We start from the raw sequence: 18,253 nt of genomic DNA, 5'->3' as shown, positions 1-18,253 counted from the left end.
GCGACCTATTTCTAATCGTTGTTCTTTCGTTAATTTCACGTGGCAACCTCCCATCTAACAATTGAGGGCATCGGATACTAATTAGAAAATCTTTTATCCAAGATTACTACATTTAGTATTCAATTTCTACCCCCTCCATGTCCAACTTTAGCATACCACGTGCACTGCCGCCGTAATATTCCGTTTCCCCGTAGCTGCTTCCCGAAGGAGCACCCCCACTTGCACCGCCGTATACCCCATATCGTATGGTCAGATTATTGCTGCCAGTCTCATCTTTTGGTCCGGTAACGGTTACCCTATTGCTGTCTGCATTGCCCAAATTCGTATAACCACCGTAAATGTAATTGGATTCCGCTTTTCCCGTCAGCTCTTTCAAAGTAACCTCATTGTCCGTGACGTTTATAGGTCTGAGTACGGCGGCTGTGTCCGAAGGTTTAACTTCCCCATAGCCGCCGAAAGTACGCCATAAATCAATACTGCCGGTTGCAGAAACACTGTTGCCGCTAACCGTAAAAGTGACCGTATGAGATGTGGTTGCCGTACCGTCTGTTAGCAGATAGCCGCCGTAGATACGGTAATTTGTATAGAAGGTAGCACTATCGGCAATCACCTTGTTGCCCTTGACGCTGACCTCCGTTTTTTCCGGCAAAGCCGCTATTTCGTCAGCAGTTAGGCTTAGACCGCCACCGGACATATCGTCATGGATATTTTTCCTGTTGCTGATATCAGTTACTTTATCGGTAACAGTGGTGACGACTGTGTCATCGGCCAAGGCCGGCGGTCCGCTGAGGCCCAGGCTAAAGAGGCTGGCTAAGACCAAAACGGTTAATATACCCCTCTGTTTTCTCATGATTCATTCTCCTTCCCAAAATTCCCAAATAGTCCCAAACTTATCCAGTGCAAAGCGCACGCCCCAAGTTTTTTTGCAAGCTTCCCCAAAGAGTTTTTGCACCGATTAATCCACCATTTTATACGGTAGAGTTATATTGCTTTACATTATATATTATTTCATTATATGTATAAACTCATTTAGTTATAATAATTAAAAATGTGTTAATAAGAAAAAAGCAGTTTCCTTCAGATCAAGACAGACGCTTGTCTGAAAGAAACTGCTTTGCAATCTCCCCAGGAAAAAGCACACCGCTAATAGCTTTCTCGTGCTTTTCCCTTAGGAGAAAGAATGTGGCCGCGAAGCGGTCGATAGCGCAATGTCCCTGTGCGGGCATTGTGGCCTTACTTCTCCATGATGGAGAAACTCAAGCATGGAGCCAACTAGCAGCCCTTACCGCTGATGCGATACCGGACCCTAGAGGTTAAATACACAGAAATGAACCCCTTCAGACCCAGTCGCTCCGCGACTGGCCCAGCTCCCCCATAGGTGGCGCCTTTTTTTAGAACGCCCGGCTAACGGTCGCACTGTAGGTCACGCCGCGTTGTGTTCCTGCCCAGCCGGTCACGTGAAGGTCGGCACCCCAATCGTGATTCTTATCCATCTTACTCTGCCAGCCTAGTTCCAGCATGGCACTGCTGCCTTTGGTGCTGGGGCTGGGTGTGTCGAAGGTGCGGTATTGGGCGTGGGCATCACCTTTCCATTCATAATCCCAGGCCAGGCCTGCGTAGAGGGATTGCGCCTGATCGAGGTGACGGGTCCATCTTAGGCCAAGTCGCGTGCGGTACGAGTCAATGGTGTCGAAGTGGTAGTTGGCTGTGCCTAAGGCAGAGTGCACTTGTGCCGTGTCGCTGGCGAGGTGGTTCCAAAATACCTTGCCGTAGTAGTCGTATGTTACGTTTTTACCGGCTGGCACGATTTTGCCCAGGCCTAGCATAGCACCTACGTAGGCAGAGTTGCTGTCGTAGCTTGCCTGGTAGCCTTCGATAAGGCCTTTGAAGTCACCACTCAGACGTCCGGCGCGGAGCATCCCTTCATAGTAGAGGCCGTCATTTTGGTCGCGTCTGACGAGAATACCGCCGCCTACATAGTGCTGATCGCCGTCGGCTCTGGCTCCGTCATCGAGGTGGCTCGTGTAATTTCCATTGCCGTATTCGACGAAAGGCATGATCGTGTCCGTGTGGCCTTGGGCGTAGTCTTGATGGACGAAGCCTACATTGGCATTAAGGCCGTTCGTGTCGACATAGGAGCCGGTGTCGGCGCGGAGGTTGTAGCCGCCCAGGGCTACGTAGGGTGTAAAGGCACCGCTCAGGCCGTGGTCTGCGTGGTAGGCTGCCGCAGCACTGGCAAAGCCGTCAGTGGCGGCAAAGTCGGCGGCGTTAGCCAGGGTGTTCACGGCTGTGGCGCGGGCTTCGGCAAAGAGTTTCGTGTCTTTGGAAAGGGTAGCTTGGTCGTCACTGAGGATTTCCATGACGATGGTCTTGGCGTCTTATTGTTTGACTGCTATGGGTCGCGTGACGAAAGCGGCGTCGGTGATCATATTGAGGCCGGCCAGGGTGCCGTAGGTGGTATTATCTGTGGTGATGCCACTCGCGTCGTACAGGAGGTTGATGATGTCGCCACTTTTTAGCTGCGTCGTGTCGGCTACGCCGGCTTTGATGGTGGCGCCTGTGACGTCGGCTGTGCCGGTAACGGTGAGCAGGGTGTCGCCGTTTGCCGCATCAGCCGGGACGTAGAAGTTGAGGTTTTGGAAGTAAGCCAGGCTGCCGACGCTATTTCCCTTCGTATAGACGTTGAGGGTGTTGCCGGTACTCGTCTGGCCTACACCGCCGTAGAGGCTGAAGCCGGTCGCGAGGGCGCTGCCGGTAAGGTTGACTGTATTGTCCGATGTGTCACCATCAGCGGAGTAGCCGCCGGCGATGTAGTTTGAAAGGGTGGAGAGGTCTGGGGTGGTTGCGTCAGCAGTGGCTGCCAGGAGGCTCATCGTCTTTGCAGTTGTCGTGTCTGAAGTTTCCCCATCGGCTACGCCAAAGGTGCCACCAGAGATATTGACCGTATTGCCCGAAGCCGTGCCACTTGCCGTATAGCCGCCGGCGATATAGGAATTGCTGCCTGACGCTGTGCCGATAGTGCCACCGGAAATGTTCAGCGTATTTCCTGTGGCGTTACCCAATGCGGTATAGCCGCCGCTGACGTAGTTTGTGTTGCTGGCTACGGCGCCGATGGTGCCGCCGGAGATGTTCAGCGTGTTGCTTTGGGCATTGCCATCTGTCAGGACCATGCCGCCGGCAATGTTGTTTACATCCAGGCTATTTACGCCGATGGTGCCGCTGGTGATATTGGCCGTATTGGACGTGGCATTAGCGGGATAATACGTATAGGTATAGGTATTTGGATCCGTTCCTTCATTCCAGTCCCAGCCTACGGCAACGCCGCCAGCGATATAGTTTTTGTTCCCTGTCGCGGAGGCAGCAGCCGCCCCAATAGTATTGCCGGAGATATTGAGAGTATTGCCTATGCTGTCCCCGGTGCCAAACCAGTAACTGTTGTTCAAAATGTTAGCCATATACCCATTCAGCCCGCCTGTGAGCATGACCCGGTGCCCGGCATTCAGGACGATTGTATTATCTGTCAGCGTGGCCGTATTGTTGGTTACATTTCCTTCTGTATCCGCTGCAGCTGCCACATACGCTTTTTCACCACCGGCCAGTATGATCCAGTGGTCCTGATTCAAGTTAGAAAGCTGAAAGGTGCTTCCGGAGACGGTCAGTGTATTATTGGAAACTGTATCATAATCAGCATACCCGCCGGCAAGGGTAATGATATATGACTTCGCCGTACCGATTGTGCTGTCAGAAACAGTGACTTCATTGCTGTCTACGGTGCTTCCGGTATATGCATCAGAAAATACGGACCCGCCAAAGATATCTATGCGGTAAAAATCCGAGCCGGATGACGGATTGACTGTAGCATTTGTCGCAGTCACCTTATTGCCGCTGACCACTGCCTGTCCTGTACTATCCCCGGTTTCCGCATATCCGCCTATCACATAGCCATCCTCTACGATGGAATCTTTGATTGTCACGCTGTTATCCGCCATGGAGATTGATGAATTCCCTGCATTAGAATAATAAGCATAGCCGCCATATACGGAATCGACATTGGCGCCATTTGAAACATCTACCATATTACCTGTAATGCTCCCAGGCTGGACAGTGGCCCCATCAGAAGAATCAGGTACAGTCATGTAGCCACCATAAACAGTACCTGCCGTATAAGCGCCATCTACATAGGTCTTATTATTCGTTACAGCACCGGTCTTTGTAAAGGAAAGGCTCTCTGCATAGTCCTCAAGATAGGTATCCATGGCATCTGTCGTAGTACCGCTATCGGCATTTCCCTGGGCACCGGCAGCCACATCATTATAGATAAAGCCGCCGTTCAGATGTACTTCGTTGCCGGACACAGGGCCGATATAGGAATAGCCGCCGTAAACGTAGTCTGGGCCGTCATACACGTACTTCTCACTGTATTTTATCCCATTGATGGTGACTTTGTTGCCTTCAGCCTTGCCTTGGATGGTCGAGCCGCCGATAATATCATCATCGATGTCATTCATTACGTATGTTTCAATATTTTCTGTTGGGTAATTGACCTTGACCTGGTTATTGGTCACGTCCTTATTGATAGCAACGCCGCCGGCCGCCCAGCTGATTAATTGATAATCGTCTTCTAGCGGCTGATCGTTGAAGGTGAGGTTGTTGCCCGAAACGGCTGTTGTATCCGTATTTTCAGAGCTGGCATCCATATCCTCTAAAAAGGTAGTGACAGATGACCCGCCAGCAGCGCCGACGAAGGTGCCACCGTTGATGGTCAACGTATTATTGCTGTCCGTATGGGTATCCTCATTGCCTAAATAATAAACGGAATTATCATAGCCGTCTGATGTCCCGTTGACTACAATCGCTTCCGCCATGGCCGGCTGCGCGATTGGTGCCAGTCCTGCGATCCCTGCTAAGACCAGCATGGTTAAAATCTTTGTTCGTTTGCTCATTTCTTTCGTCCCCTTTTCCCACAAAAAAAGCTTCCCTAGGAACGTAGCCTTGCTACGCTGCTATACATGCGTGGTAAGGGGTCCCATTACTATATATTATATATCTTTTCACTATAGAAGTGAACTCATTTTGTCATAGGAATCCTCATGACGAAATGTCAGCTGTATAGCCAGGAAAAGGTGGATGCTTTATTTGCCAGACCGGGCATGAACTGGTCTACGGCTTTCACTATTTTTGTTCGGCAATCACTTCGCGATGGCGGTATTCCTTTTCGGATTACCTTAGATCATCCCAATAGAGAAACGATTGCCGCTATGCGTAAAGCAGACCAGATTGCAAAGGATCCTGCTGTGAAAGGCCACGACGATTTGGATGCGCTGCCGAGAAATCTGGAAAAATGAGAAAAAGCAAAGATACCACTACTTTCAAGGAAGAGAAAGTCCTAGTCCTGACGCTGCCCCAGACTGGCACACATGGTGATAGTAGTGAAAAAGCCTTAGTCCTAAAAATAGGACCGAGGCCTTGGTGGACGCAGAGCGCTCAATGAGGAGAAACTAGTAGTAATAATGTTGATGTGATGAATCGAAACCGGAATAGCGTAACGCCCCTGTGTGGGCGTTACGCCGTTACTACTCTAGGATTGGAGAATTCAATCCTAGAGCCAATCCCTGTGTGGGCGTTGCGCCGTTACTACTCCAGAGGCCGTGGTTACTTCTCTATTCGCCCACGTTAGCAGTCGTTTGCCATTCCAAAACCCGCTTTTTCACATCTGCCAAGTTCAGGACGCCTAAGGCAAAGCCTTTGCGGACCAGTTCTTCCGGCAGGTATTCATCGTATTTATCAAACTGTGGCACTTCATGCTGATACAGGAGTTCCATGGGATTAATATCCTCTTTGATCTTTTTATAGCACGTTTCAAAGAAGGTTTTGGCGTCGGCTTCCATAGTGAATTGCATAAAGTACGGCCTGAAGGAGTCCAAATTTTTGAGCCCTACTTCCGGTCCGACCTTGAGGTTTAGGAAGCGTTCCATAGCGAGAAATCCATACGTTCCCAGCCAGGGCAGGAGACACCACATCTTGCCGCCCAGCTGGATGAGGGGCTGTGTTGCCGCTCCCGATTGGCTAGCCGTGAATCTTGCCTGGGTTAATCTGGCTACGGCATTTTTCATGAGGTACGGATACTGCTTGTCTTCCTTGAGAACGGTCCGCATGCGTTCCAGGATCTTTGTATGCAGGTCGCCAGGACATTCGCCAAAATAGGCCGGGACCTTGCCTTTGACCATTTCACAGTAAATGACGTGACGTTTCCGGTCCACTTCCAGAACGCGCCACACATGGCCGGCAATGGCAATCTTTTCACCTGGTGGCGGCGGTGCGACGACGGTGCCCAGTTCCTGGGAATCACAACGCACCGTATACTCTTCGTTTTCCTGAAAGACACCGTAGAATTTAAAGGAGCTCGTAACCCGTTCTCCCGTAAGGCCTACGATGAGGCCTCCCTTTTCTGTGCGTTGCAGGTGGTCCGTATTGAGCAAGTGAGTTAAAAGAACTTTATAGTCGTCCTGGCTGATGCGGTGAAAATACGGCAACGTCAGGACTTTTCCTGCCAGGCTGGCCGGAGACATTTCTCCGTTGGCCTGAAGGACGCTCATGGTCTGGTGGTACAGGAGGCTGTAGGGCAGCCGGTCCAGGCGTGGCGGTTCTACCCACTTTTCTTCCAAATAGAGCTGGACCAGGGCAATGGCCTGCAGCAGCTTCCAGGGAATCGTAGCTGGCAGCATGGCCCGGATTTCCGGCTCGTCTTCCCTAATGACAAACCACATTTCGGAAGGCTGGCCCCGTCGTCCTGTGCGGCCCATGCGCTGCAGGAATGACGATACAGTCCACGGTGCATCAATCTGAAAGGCCCGTTCCAGGCGGCCAATATCGATGCCCAATTCCAATGTCGACGTGGTCACTGTCGTGAGGCTTTTGTCTTCATCCTTCATGAGCATTTCTGCCGTTTCCCGATAGGCCGCAGAGAGATTGCCATGGTGAATCAAAAAGCGGTCCCGTTCGTGGTTCAGATCACAGTACTGGCGTAAGGACGTAGTAACTCCTTCGCATTCTTCCCTGGAATTGACAAAGACAAGGCACTTTTTGCCGCGCGTGTGTTCAAATATATAGCCCAGGCCCGGATCGGCCTGAAGAGGTGCCTGATCCGTCTTTTCTTCGAGGACCGGCAAGGCCTTTATGTCTGGCTTGTCCTCCCCTGCCTGGGCGTCTTTGACGTAGAAATGCTCCATCGACAGACGCCACTTGCTGCCTGGGCCTTCGACCTGGGGAATAAGGGTTTTCCGTCCCGTTCCTTGGGAGAGAAACTTTCCTACTATTTCCGGATCGCCCAGTGTAGCCGACAGGCCAATACGCCGCGGATTAACGCCGGCCAGGCGCGACAGACGTTCGATGAGGCACAAAGTCTGGCCGCCCCGGTCACCGCGCAGGAGGGAATGGACTTCGTCGATGACGACAAAGCGCAGGTCCCCAAAGAGCCTGGGAATAGCCATGTGCTTGTGAAGCAGCATGGCTTCCAGAGACTCTGGCGTAATCTGTAATATTCCGGAAGGCTTTCTGAGCAGCTTGGCCTTGTGCGACTGGGACACGTCGCCGTGCCAGTGCCACACAGGGATGCCGCCTTCTTCGCAGAGTGGCTGCAGGCGCTGGAACTGGTCATTAATGAGGGCTTTCAAGGGGCCGATGTAGATACAGCCTACAGAGGCCGGCGGATCCTGGGCAAAGAGGGACAGGATGGGAAAAAAGGCGGCTTCCGTCTTACCGGAAGCCGTAGATGCCGTGAGCAATAGGTTTTCGTCTGTATTGAGGATGATATCGCCGGCTGCTACCTGAATAGAGCGCAGCTGTTCCCAGCCATGATCGTAGATGAAATCCTGGACAAAGGGTGCGTATCTGTCGAAGATGCTCATAGGGCTGCCTCCTTAGACGGTGAATTCTGCAAATTCTGCCGGCGCGTCGCCTTCTTGTACGTCGTTTTTGGCGTATTGGAATTGGTCTGAGCCGAGAAGCTCTGTCACGGTGAGGTCCGGGTGCTGGTACAGAATGTCCAGGACTTCAATGAAGTCGCGAATAACCTCGCGTGGTGTAATATGGGAATCGGCGCCAATGCGGCCGAACTCGATTTCGATAAACTTAGCCAAATCCTCAGGTTTCATATGGGATTCGTAGCCATAAAGGCTGCTGTGGATTTCTGCCAGCTTTTCAATGAGGATCAGCATTTCTTCGTTCGTCAGGGGCAGTAAAGGAATGACCGGTGCCATGAGGTCCTTGTGGGTACCGCCAAAATGGCCTTCGGCCAGACGAGAGCGCAGGGCTTCGTAGCTGTAAACACCGCGGCGCGGGTCTTCCATGCACTGCGGCGTACCACCCATGATGATGCCCAGGTAGTGGGCCTTGCCCTGGAGGGTGTCATTGTACATGGTGAGGATTTTTTCGTAGTTGTACTGGCGCGTAATGGCGTGGGGAATCTTATAGATGTTGACCAGCTCGTCAATGCAAACCAAGAGGCCTGCGTAGCCAGCCTGTTTGAGGAAGCACGCAAAGAGTTTCAGGTATTCATACCAATCGTCATCGTTGATGATGATATTGACGCCCATTTCCTTGCGGGCCTCCGTCTTCGTATGGTATTCGCCGCGGAACCACTTCGTGACCTTGGCTTTCATTTCGGCATCGCCTTCAGCATAAGCTTTGTAGTAGAGCGTAAGGATTTTGGCGAAATCAAAGCCATGGACCATTTCGTTCAACGCACCGATGACCTCGCCTATCTTTTGCTCCATTAAGGGGCGAATGCCCGGATCCGTAGCGGCCAGGCCGCTTTCTGCCATGACATCCAGCTGGACGCGGTTCAGCCAGCGGTCGAGAATCAGGTTCAAGGCGCCACCTTCAGGCTTGGTCTTGGTGGCCATGTTGCGCACGAGTTCCCTGTACGTCACCAGGCCCTGGCCGTTATTGCCTTGGAGGCGCCGTTCCGGCGAAAGGTCGGCGTCTACGACGACGAAGTCCTTTTCCATAACGTAGTTGCGGATGGTCTGCATGAGAAAGCTTTTGCCGCTGCCGTAACGTCCAACGATGAAGCGGAAGGACGCGCCACCGTCGGCAATGACTTCTACGTCGTGCAAGAGGGCTTCGATTTCACTTTTCCGGCCTACAGTGATGTACGGCAGGCCAATGCGTGGCACGACGCCCCCTTTGAGGGAGCTGATCAGTGTGCGGGCAATACGTTTTGGTATTTTCATGATTTCAATCCTTCCTTAACTTCGTCTATATAATCTTCCAGTACTTCCGGCGGGTCCCCGGAGAGGACCGTGTCGCCGAAGTCGTCGTAGAGTTTTTCGTTGATGCTGTCGCAGAGGACGGAGGCCATGAGGCCTTGTGCCTGAACCCAGTCCGTCGGGGCGTGGTGCAGGATGTCCTGGAGATAGCGCAGTTCATCCGGTGTGAGCTGCCACGGCGCTGACTGAGGTGCTGCGGCAGGATTTGCCTGGGCGGCGCCGGCTAAAACCTGCCGGACGTCGTCTGCGTAGTCTTCGATGAGTGCCGGCGGGTCGCCAGCGAGGATGTTGTCCCCTATTTCTTCTAAGGCCTTGGCGTTGATGCTGTCGACGAGGATGGCTGCCATGAGGCCTTGTTGTGCCAGCCAGGGCGAAGCATTTCCTGTGACGATGTCTTGGAGGTAATGGAGTTCGTCTGGCGTGAGCTGCCATGGGAGATTCGCTGGTGCCGGGGCGGCTGTCGCGCTTAGCTCTGGTGCCGGCTTCGGCGTGTCAGCAGGCATTGGGGCAACAGGGTCGTCTGTGGCAAGGGTGGCTGCGCTAGGCGGCTGTACGGATGGTTCCTGCAGTGCCGGCGGGGCTTCTTCTCCCAAGTCTGCTTCCGTAATCAGGCGATCGCGGGTAATGGCCGCTTCGGCGCGGATTTTGTCCAGGATTGACTGGTCCAGATTAACTTGAGCTCGTTTCTTCCTGTTCTCTTCTGCCTGCCAGATTTCAAAGGACTGGGCGGCCAGCTTGAGCATCCATTTGTAGGAATAGGGGCGCTGGATCTCAGCAAAGCCCAGGAACTTGCGGAATTCCGCTTCCATGGTCTTCATGAGCTTGCCGAGCTTGCGGTGCGCTTTTTCAAAATACACTACCCTTTCTAAGAGCCATTCGCCGCCCTCATTCACGTACGTACACGCAGGCGTTGCCTGCACAGAATAAAAGCGCCTGTCCCGCCCTTTATAAAACACAGCCAAAGAAAAGATGGACATCCAATGACTTTCAAGTTCGCCGATATACTCTTCGGCAAAGGTTCGTTGCCGGCGACGCAAGAAATATTCCGTAAGCTGCCTGTACGCTATTGCCATGAGCGCCACATAGCGTTCGGGATTGTCCTTATAGAATTTAGACCGGTCCATGCGATATGTGGAAAATTCCTGTAACGCCTGGAAGATTTCCTGGTCGGACGCATTTTCTTCATCATCAAGCACGAGATAGGCCCGGTCTTGCAAGGAAAATTCCGTTGGCGGCAGCATTTTCGGGTCTAACTCATAATAAAGGATGTAGTCCCGGACTAAGTCGGCCCAGTTTTCAGTAATCCGTGCATCGAGCTTTTCATATGCCTTGAGGAAGGCTACGAGCTTTTGCAAGCCTTCGCCAGGCGTCTTGACGTCAATTTGATTGATGATCTCGTAGGTGTAAATCCGGGCATACACGAGGGATGTTTTTTCCATGGTGCCGTGACGTAGCCGCGTCCGCCAGCCAAAATAACCGCGCAGCTCATGATCTTTTAAGGATTCGTACGTAGGTAAAAAACGGATCTCTGTCTGGTCCCAGCGATAATCGTCTTCGTACTCCTTTGCCAGCTCGGCTTGACGCACAAAAATCTCGTCGCGGCTTACATACCTGTCTTCCTGCTTAAATGTCTTAGCCATCTTCCGCAAGGCCACTAAAGGCGGCGGCAACTCAACAGTTTTCTCTGCTACCCGAGGCCTGATAGGCTCTGCCCGATACAGCTGCCGCAGCTGCTCTATTATATCTTTCCTTGTTTTGTCTGAAGGCCAAGTCATGAGGATCTCTCCTTTTCCAGCCCGTCAACAGCGTATCCAGGCTTTCTTAATAACAAACATTTGTACTTTTTATTATAAAATAAAGCCCACACAAATTGCAACTAAAAAGCGCAACGCCCCTGTGCGGGCGTTGCGCCGTTACTACTCTAGGATTGAAGAATTCAATCCTAGAGCCAATCCCCGTGCGGGCATTGCGCCGTTACTACTCTAGGATTGAAGCAATTCCAGCTAGTTAGTAATTACTAAATTGGACCACAACTGGCTTTCTCCGTGATCGGAGAAAGTACGGCGAAGCCGGGATAGAGGTTGAATCCAAAAAAACACTTCTTCCCTACGTGCATTCTCCTCAGGATACAATGTCTCATAGAGCCGATAGCCTGCTGTTTCACTCTTCTCGTAAGATCAGCTGAATCAGAGCTTGGATATGCAGCCGCATCATATCCAAGGCAGGCACGGGCAGTGTCACCTGGTCAAAGATCAATGGCAGTTCCGTACAGCCTAGCACGATGGCATCGAGGTGGTGCTCTGTGATCATTCCTTCAGCAATTTCCACCATCCTTTTCTGCGTAGCCGGCACTACCTGGCCATATTCTAGTTCCGTTTTTATCTTATCAGCAATGTACAATCTTTCGTCTTGATGGGGCGTGACCGTGCAGATGCCCCGTTTAGCAAAGGCTCTTTGGAAAAAATCACCTTCCATCGTAGGTAACGTCCCCAAAAGTCCTACTCTCTTGCACTGTGATTTTTCCGCTTCATCACCAGCAGTTTCCACCATACTCACCAAGGGAATCGGAGACTTTGCCGCCACGTCGTCAAAGACCACATGGGGCGTAATGCCCGTAAAGGCCCCATACTCAGCACCGGCAGCAGCCAAATTGCAGATGCCCTGGAGCAAATACCGGGTTAATCCTTCATAATCCTGCTCAGCACAATATTCCAACACTTGAAAGACACTAAGGCTCTCGATCACCATAGGAGGAAACACGGGCTTTTGCAACTGTTTTTGAACACCGTATTCTAGTTCACGATAATACATAATGGTCGATTCGGGCCCAGTGCCGCCAATTAATCCGATTTTCTTCATAAAGGCCTCCTTTGCAGGATACAGAAAAGCATCATTATTTTTTCAGTATACTACACATCTACGTGAACCTCAAACAAATTGTTTTCGTGAAATTGTTCTAAGGCTCGGTCTGCGTCGGAAGGTTATCGTAGGAAAAACGGCTCTTGCTTTGCAACAGCGGCTTGAATTTTGTTTAGAATTTATAGCGTACGGCGGCCATCCACGTGTTGCTGCGGACGCTGTCGCCTTTTTGGTATTGGTAGCCGATGCCGTAGGTGATGTCGCCTTTTTGGGCTTCTACGCCTAGGCGGCCGTAGTAGGTGCCGGGGTCGGCGAGGTCGAAACCGAAGGCGTTAGCTTGGCCGTCGAGGCTGACTGTTTCTACACCGTCACGGTCGCCCAGAGTCCAGAGATAGCCGGCTTCGGCAATGGGCTTAATGGTCCAGTTGCCATGCTGGCTGGTGAGGCTGTAGCGGAGACCTACGGGGAGGAGCCAGATATTGGCCGTATCGGCGTCGTGGTGTACGCCAATGCTATCCGTGTAGTCACCGAAGTCGAGGTGGGCATAACGGAGGCCAATGTATGGCGTGAGCAGACCCTTGCCGGCGGTGAAGTTCTGTTCAGCCCGGACGCCGGCGCTGAAGGCATTGGACGAAACGGAGCCTGTGAGTTCTTTCAGGCTGTTGTACTGGGTCAGGTCATTTTTGCCGTGGAGCCAGGAAATGTCGCCCAAGTAGTTCGTTCTGCCATGTGTGAGGCGGCCATAAAGGCTAAGGCCGTAGTAGTCGGCATCGTTCTTAGTCGTAGCCGTGCTCGTGTTACCGTCGAGGGAGCCATCGATGTAGGTAAAGGCTGCACCGGCAACGGCGTTTCCTTTCGTATAGAAATCAGAACCGACGATGACGCCGTTGTACTGGGCTTTGTAAGAGGCGCCACCAAGGGTAGCGAGGGCGAGGCCGTCGATGTCTTCTTTGGAATGGATGTAGTGAGCCCAAATGTCTTTATCTTTATCGGCCTGCTCGAGGTCAGCCAAGTGGTTCATAACAGCCGAATCAAAGAGGTTGTTGGCCGTATAAAGACCGTGCTGAACGCCGCCCAGTTCGGTCATAGCAGCCTGGCTGTTGATGGCGTTCGCCTGTTGAGCCGTCGTCGTGTTGACTTGGTTATTCACAGCGTTATTGAAGAAATCTGCACTGGCACCAGAACCAGCCATGGCGGCATTAACGACGTTCGGATCGATGATGGCCTTGCCATAGACGTCGCTAGCGTCCTGCGCAATAGCTGTAACGGAAAATTGGCTCGTGCCGTTACCGTCAGCACCAATGAATTTCAGAAGCTGGTTGTTTGTAAGGATATTCTTCGTGGCTGCATTCGCATCAGCGTACCACGTGTTATCTGTCTTCACATCACCGCCGCTAGCTGCACTGAGAATATTATAGGTCGTGCTGCTCGTGGCACCGTCGATGTAGAGCTTAGCACTGCTATCCATGCTGACGCTCTTCACGTTTGTCAAGGCGGCTGTCGAGGTGACGGCACTGCCATTAACCATCAGGAGGGAATTTGCGCCCATGGTGAAGATGCCGTATTCGGTGCCGCTCGTAGAAGAAGCGGCGCTATCGACAACGATGCTGTTATTAGACAGACTCTGGCTGCTGTTGACATAAAGGGCCGAGAGGATGCCGTCGGAACCCCACGAAAGGCCCGTATCGGCAAAAGCCTTTTCGGCAAGGGATGTATCTGTCGAGCCCAAGGTGAGTGTAGAGTTGTTGCCGACAACGAGTTTTGCGTCAGACACACTGCCCAGAGCGGCCTTGGAGCCGTCACCGATGGTATCGCCATTTTGCCATACCGGGTCGAGATAGAGTGTACCGCCAGCGAGGCTGGCACTCTTGGCGCTGACTGCAGCGGCTGTCGTATCGGTACCGACGTTCAGCGTAGCTGTCGTGCCATCGTCCGCAGCTGTGGCTACGATATCGCCAGCGACAGCGACACTACCCGTAATGGTAGACGTGCCACCTGTGGTGAGGTCCTGGGCCACGGTCAACGTGCCGGTATTGGCTTGAATGGTAGAGTTCGTCAGGGTGACAGTGCCTTCGATATTCGTTTGGCCATTCGTCGTGACCGTGCTGTCCGTCGCGGCCACAGAGGCATTGACGTTCAGCGTCTGGTCCGCGCCGACCGTACTGTTGCCGATGGTCAGGTTGCTGCCGTCTGTCAAGGACACTTCTGCATTATCACTGGTCGTAGAAATGACATCCGTCGTGCCGCTGCCGCCCAGGGTCAGGCTCTGGCCGCCCGTAACGATGACACTATCTGCAGAACCAAGGTCGAGAGCTGCGACGCTGAAGCCCTGGGATACAGCAGTAGTATTCGTATCGGCAGCGGTCCCGCCGATGACCAGATTTTGGTCGTTCGTAGCAGCTGTCACTGTATCCAACGCGACATTGGAACCGATGGCGCTGGCGTTGGCTACGGAAATAGCGTTGCTAATGCCCGTCGTATCGACGAGATTGCCTGTCATGACGAGGGAGGTCGTGGAATTTTCAATCTTATCCATGACGCTTTGGACATTAGTCAGATACGCATAGCTGTAGTCATTGTTCAACGATAAGGTACCGGCTTTGAAAACTACGGAATTATTCGCCGTATCGGTCAGGGTATTCGTACTAGCTGCCGTAGTTTCTGTCGTATTGGCATCGGTAAAAATCTGGTCCGCCGTCGTAGCGAGAGTAGCCGTGCCGTCCAGGGTCACCTTGCCGCCACCCGTGACGGCATCGGAGAGCTTTGCAGCCGTTAAGGTACCGCCATTCAGGGTCAGGGTGCTGCCCGTGTCCACATTCACTTTGCTCAGGAACAGAGCACTGCCGCCCAGAGTTACGGTAGAACCGTTCGTGGAGGAGACAGAGCCGCCTACCGTAGCATTGTTCGCTGTAACAGTAGAAGCTTCGGCAGACAGGTCGCCTCTGATGTTCAAGGCACCTTGGGCGTCAATGAAACTTCCAGCTTTAACAGTAATATTGCCCGCATTGACAATGGTGCCTTCGGCAGTAACAAGACTTCCTTTAGTATTCATTAAGCTACCATTTATGCCAGTAATGGTCAGTCGGTCATCAGTATTCGTGGTTGTAAGCCCGTCAGCAGCTAATTTAGCATGCAGGTCGTCCATTGTGACATCTTTCAAATTCAGAACACCTGCTTGAATATCGAATTTATTTGCCAGGTTCAAGTCAGCATTCAGGTTAGTAGTGCCAGCTTCCTGGGTGTAGGCGCCCAAATAAGTATCAAGTGTGTTATTAACTGTCAGCATGCCAGCGCCCGTCTTGGTCAGAGTGGATCCGTAATGAATAATTTGCTGTACATTCAGAGCATTTTCATTTGCTGAATCCGCCTCACCTACGGTCAAAGACGCATCAGGCGCAATATCAAGCTTTTGGAAATTCTGGATACTGCCAACGACGCTGTCACCTGCTTTTACGTTTAGCGTGTTGCCGGTGCCAGCCGTGGCTCCAATACCACCGTAAAGGGTATAAGTGGTCTCCAGCGCTCCATTGAGGTTAATGATGTTGTCATTGGCTGCATTGGCGTTTGCTATGCCGCCTATCATATCACCGGAAACGGTACCACCACTGTAATTGATGATATTTCCTGTTGCCTTGCCAGTCGCTGCCTGACCACCAATAATCTGGACAGCCTGGCTATGTGTGCCATAGGTACCGCCGCTAATATTCACGGTATTGTCTGTGGCGTCGCCTGCCGCATAACCGCCTCTGATGATGATATTCTGATTGGAGGCAGAATCGGCCGTTACATTTGTGAGCGTTATGGTATTGCCCGTAGCATTTCCGGAGGCACTAAAGCCACCCAGTACAGCAATACCGCTGCCTGTTTCAGAGCCCAGCGTGCTGTCTGAAATAGTTACGATATTCCCTTCCGCCGTGCCAGTCCCCATAACTTCTCCGCCAATCAGGTTTAAGGAAGAAGAAGCAGCTAGCGTTGCATTCTTAACATTGACTTGGTTACCTGTGGATGTGCCCTGATTAACAACACCACCTGATACTTCCATACTGGAAATGTTGCCAAAGGTGACCTTGGTACCATCAATATCAACGGTGTTTTCTGAAGCCGTACCATCGTAATTTCCCTCTCCGATCTGAGCGCCTTTGATCTGAACTGCATCAGCAGCACTGGAGCCGCCAACGGTACCTCCGGTGATGCTGACCTTATTGCCGGATAAGGTATTGCCTGTTCCAGCTGTTTTTGCATAGGCGCCTAGGATTATATCATAGCCGCCCTTGGCATCCAAAGTGCCGCCGGAAATGGTGACAGTGTTTTTGGAAAGGGTGCTGCCAGTGCCCCAGTCATACGCACCATAAACGTAGTTGACACTGCCAGCCGCCTGACCGAAGGTACCGCCGGAAATGTTGACGCTGTTGCCGGAAATATCTTCCTGGTTGCTCTGGGAATAGGCCCCGATAATGCGATTGCCATACTGTACGGCAGTTTCCCCAAAGGTGCCTCCGGAAATCGTCACACTGTTATTCGTGTTCGCACCCCCGCTGCCAGCCACGTTAGTGTTGGCACCAATAACAGACATACCTTGGGGTCCAATGCCAGAGGCACCACCATTAAAGGTGCCGCCTTTGATGATGACTGCATTGTCGTCCGCACTGCCAGCATCTGCTTCACCGCCAACTACCTGTCCATTGACCACGGCCGCATCGCTGATTGTCACCTGATTACCGTTTACATCCGCATTTCCTGCCGTTCCTGTGAGGTTCCAGTTATACGCACCCCAGACGTACGTCGCCGAGCCGCCACTCATGGTTACTTCATTGTTTTCCGTAGAACCGCCGGCGGTTCCCTTGTAATCCAATCTGGAACCTAAGGAGCTGAAATCATCAATCAATGTATTACTAAGGGTAGTAACACCGCCCACAGAGGCGCCACCGACTAGTTTATAGACGGAACCGCCGCTCATCGTGACCTTATTGCCTGAGGCGGCGCCATAGTCAGTAACACCGCCGGCAGCTAGTTCAGATACACTGCCGCCGCTGATAGAGAGCGTATTCGTGTTGGCATTGCCTGTACCGGAAATACCCCCAGCCATGACTACTGCCGAGGCGGTACCGGAATCCGTAACGGATAAGTTCGCCTCATTTTCCGTCACATTAGCTGCGATAGAAAGCCCGCCGGCGGCCATGTTGGACACGGTACCGTCGCTTATAGTAAGCGTATTACCGCTGACCGTGTCGGCTTTGATACTGTCAGTCATGGCCTTTTCTACGGTTGTGACCGTACTACCGCCGATAGCACCGTCTATAGTACTGCCATCATCCACAGTGAGTGTGTTGCCACTAGCCGGTGTTGTACCATCGTTATTCCCTGTACTCGTACCGCCGCTTATAGTCACCGTAATAGGAACGGTAATAGTAACGCTACCACTACCGTCAGATGAAATCACAGTACTGCCGTCAGATGTAACCACAGTAACACTGCCGCCAGATGAACCGCTGAAGGTTATTCCTTCGGCCTGAACCGGCGTACCTGGAAATCCCAGACCAGCTATACTGGCCAGGACGCATGCTGCTAAGACTCCGTTTTTCTTTCCCATAATGCTCCCCTTTCCTCATAAATATCAAAAGCAGAAGAAACACTAATTTAATCAAAACACATTATTCTTAAAAATTAGTTATTTTTTAATATAATGTATAAGTTTATTTGCATAATATATTTTTATACATATTCTATTATAGTCCTCTTGAGGACAAAATAACAATAAGGATTTATGCGTTGTTTTGTATGGTTACCCAATTATATATTATAATTAAAATGAATACGAACTTATCTTTTTAGCATAGTACACACATTTTTTCGTTGTCCATTCGCTTCTTTTAGGGCATAACAGGAATGGTACAGGACATAAGAATGGGACTAGACTGGCAGGTTTTGGAAAAGGAGGGATGTGGTGGCATGACAGTAATTTATTTTTAATTTTTTCGGTCCTTTTTCTTATAATGTTTAGATATAGTAAGCGTAAAATAAAACCATGGATACTCCCACCTGCCAAGATATGAGATAATCATCATAACGAAACGGGAGAAATTAGATAAATTCGAGTCTGATCTAAATTGTCTAATTTCTCTAAT

Annotated in this window: 9 protein-coding genes; 1 reads left to right on the top strand and 8 read right to left on the bottom strand. The window is 51.6% G+C overall.

Annotated features, from left to right (window positions below):
- Positions 1-112: 112 nt before the first annotated feature.
- The 3 genes from H8J70_RS11450 to H8J70_RS11440 all read right to left on the bottom strand — a co-directional run bounded on the left by H8J70_RS11450 (position 113) and on the right by H8J70_RS11440 (position 4,943).
- Positions 113-850: a hypothetical protein gene (locus H8J70_RS11450; protein ID WP_186504427.1), complete on the bottom strand. Its 738-nt coding sequence runs from the start codon at positions 848-850 to the stop codon at positions 113-115.
- A gap of 541 nt (positions 851-1,391) precedes the next feature.
- Entirely contained in the window at positions 1,392-2,360 is a 969-nt protein-coding gene (locus H8J70_RS11445; protein WP_186504426.1) for an autotransporter outer membrane beta-barrel domain-containing protein, read from the bottom strand.
- An 18-nt stretch (positions 2,361-2,378) separates the two neighbouring features.
- Positions 2,379-4,943, bottom strand: a complete 2,565-nt coding sequence (locus H8J70_RS11440) for a beta strand repeat-containing protein (RefSeq protein ID WP_186504425.1) — start codon at positions 4,941-4,943, stop codon at positions 2,379-2,381.
- Between the two features lie 147 nt (positions 4,944-5,090).
- Here H8J70_RS11440 and H8J70_RS11435 point away from each other — a divergent pair, with 147 nt between their 5' ends.
- Positions 5,091-5,345 (top strand): type II toxin-antitoxin system RelB/DinJ family antitoxin, encoded by a 255-nt coding sequence (locus H8J70_RS11435; RefSeq protein WP_186504424.1) that lies wholly within the window; start codon positions 5,091-5,093, stop codon positions 5,343-5,345.
- 315 nt (positions 5,346-5,660) lie between these two features.
- Here the strand turns inward: H8J70_RS11435 and H8J70_RS11430 are convergent, their stop codons facing one another.
- From H8J70_RS11430 to H8J70_RS11410, 5 genes are all read right to left on the bottom strand, one after another.
- Positions 5,661-7,907: a DEAD/DEAH box helicase gene (locus H8J70_RS11430; RefSeq protein WP_186504423.1), complete on the bottom strand. Its 2,247-nt coding sequence runs from the start codon at positions 7,905-7,907 to the stop codon at positions 5,661-5,663.
- Positions 7,908-7,919: 12 nt separating this feature from the next.
- Positions 7,920-9,233, bottom strand: coding sequence for an ATP-binding protein (locus tag H8J70_RS11425; protein WP_186504422.1), 1,314 nt, complete (start codon positions 9,231-9,233; stop codon positions 7,920-7,922).
- Positions 9,230-11,044, bottom strand: a complete 1,815-nt coding sequence (locus tag H8J70_RS11420) for a TerB N-terminal domain-containing protein (RefSeq protein ID WP_222433699.1) — start codon at positions 11,042-11,044, stop codon at positions 9,230-9,232. Before H8J70_RS11420 ends, H8J70_RS11425 begins: the two co-directional genes overlap by 4 nt.
- A gap of 385 nt (positions 11,045-11,429) precedes the next feature.
- Entirely contained in the window at positions 11,430-12,128 is a 699-nt protein-coding gene (locus H8J70_RS11415) for an aspartate/glutamate racemase family protein (RefSeq protein ID WP_186504420.1), read from the bottom strand.
- A gap of 172 nt (positions 12,129-12,300) precedes the next feature.
- Entirely contained in the window at positions 12,301-17,718 is a 5,418-nt protein-coding gene (locus tag H8J70_RS11410; protein ID WP_186504419.1) for a hypothetical protein, read from the bottom strand.
- Positions 17,719-18,253 lie beyond the last annotated feature (535 nt).

The organism is Megasphaera hominis (assembly GCF_014269395.1).
GTDB classification, from domain to species: Bacteria; Bacillota; Negativicutes; order Veillonellales; family Megasphaeraceae; genus Megasphaera; species Megasphaera hominis.
This window is presented reverse-complemented; position numbering and strand designations above follow the sequence as displayed.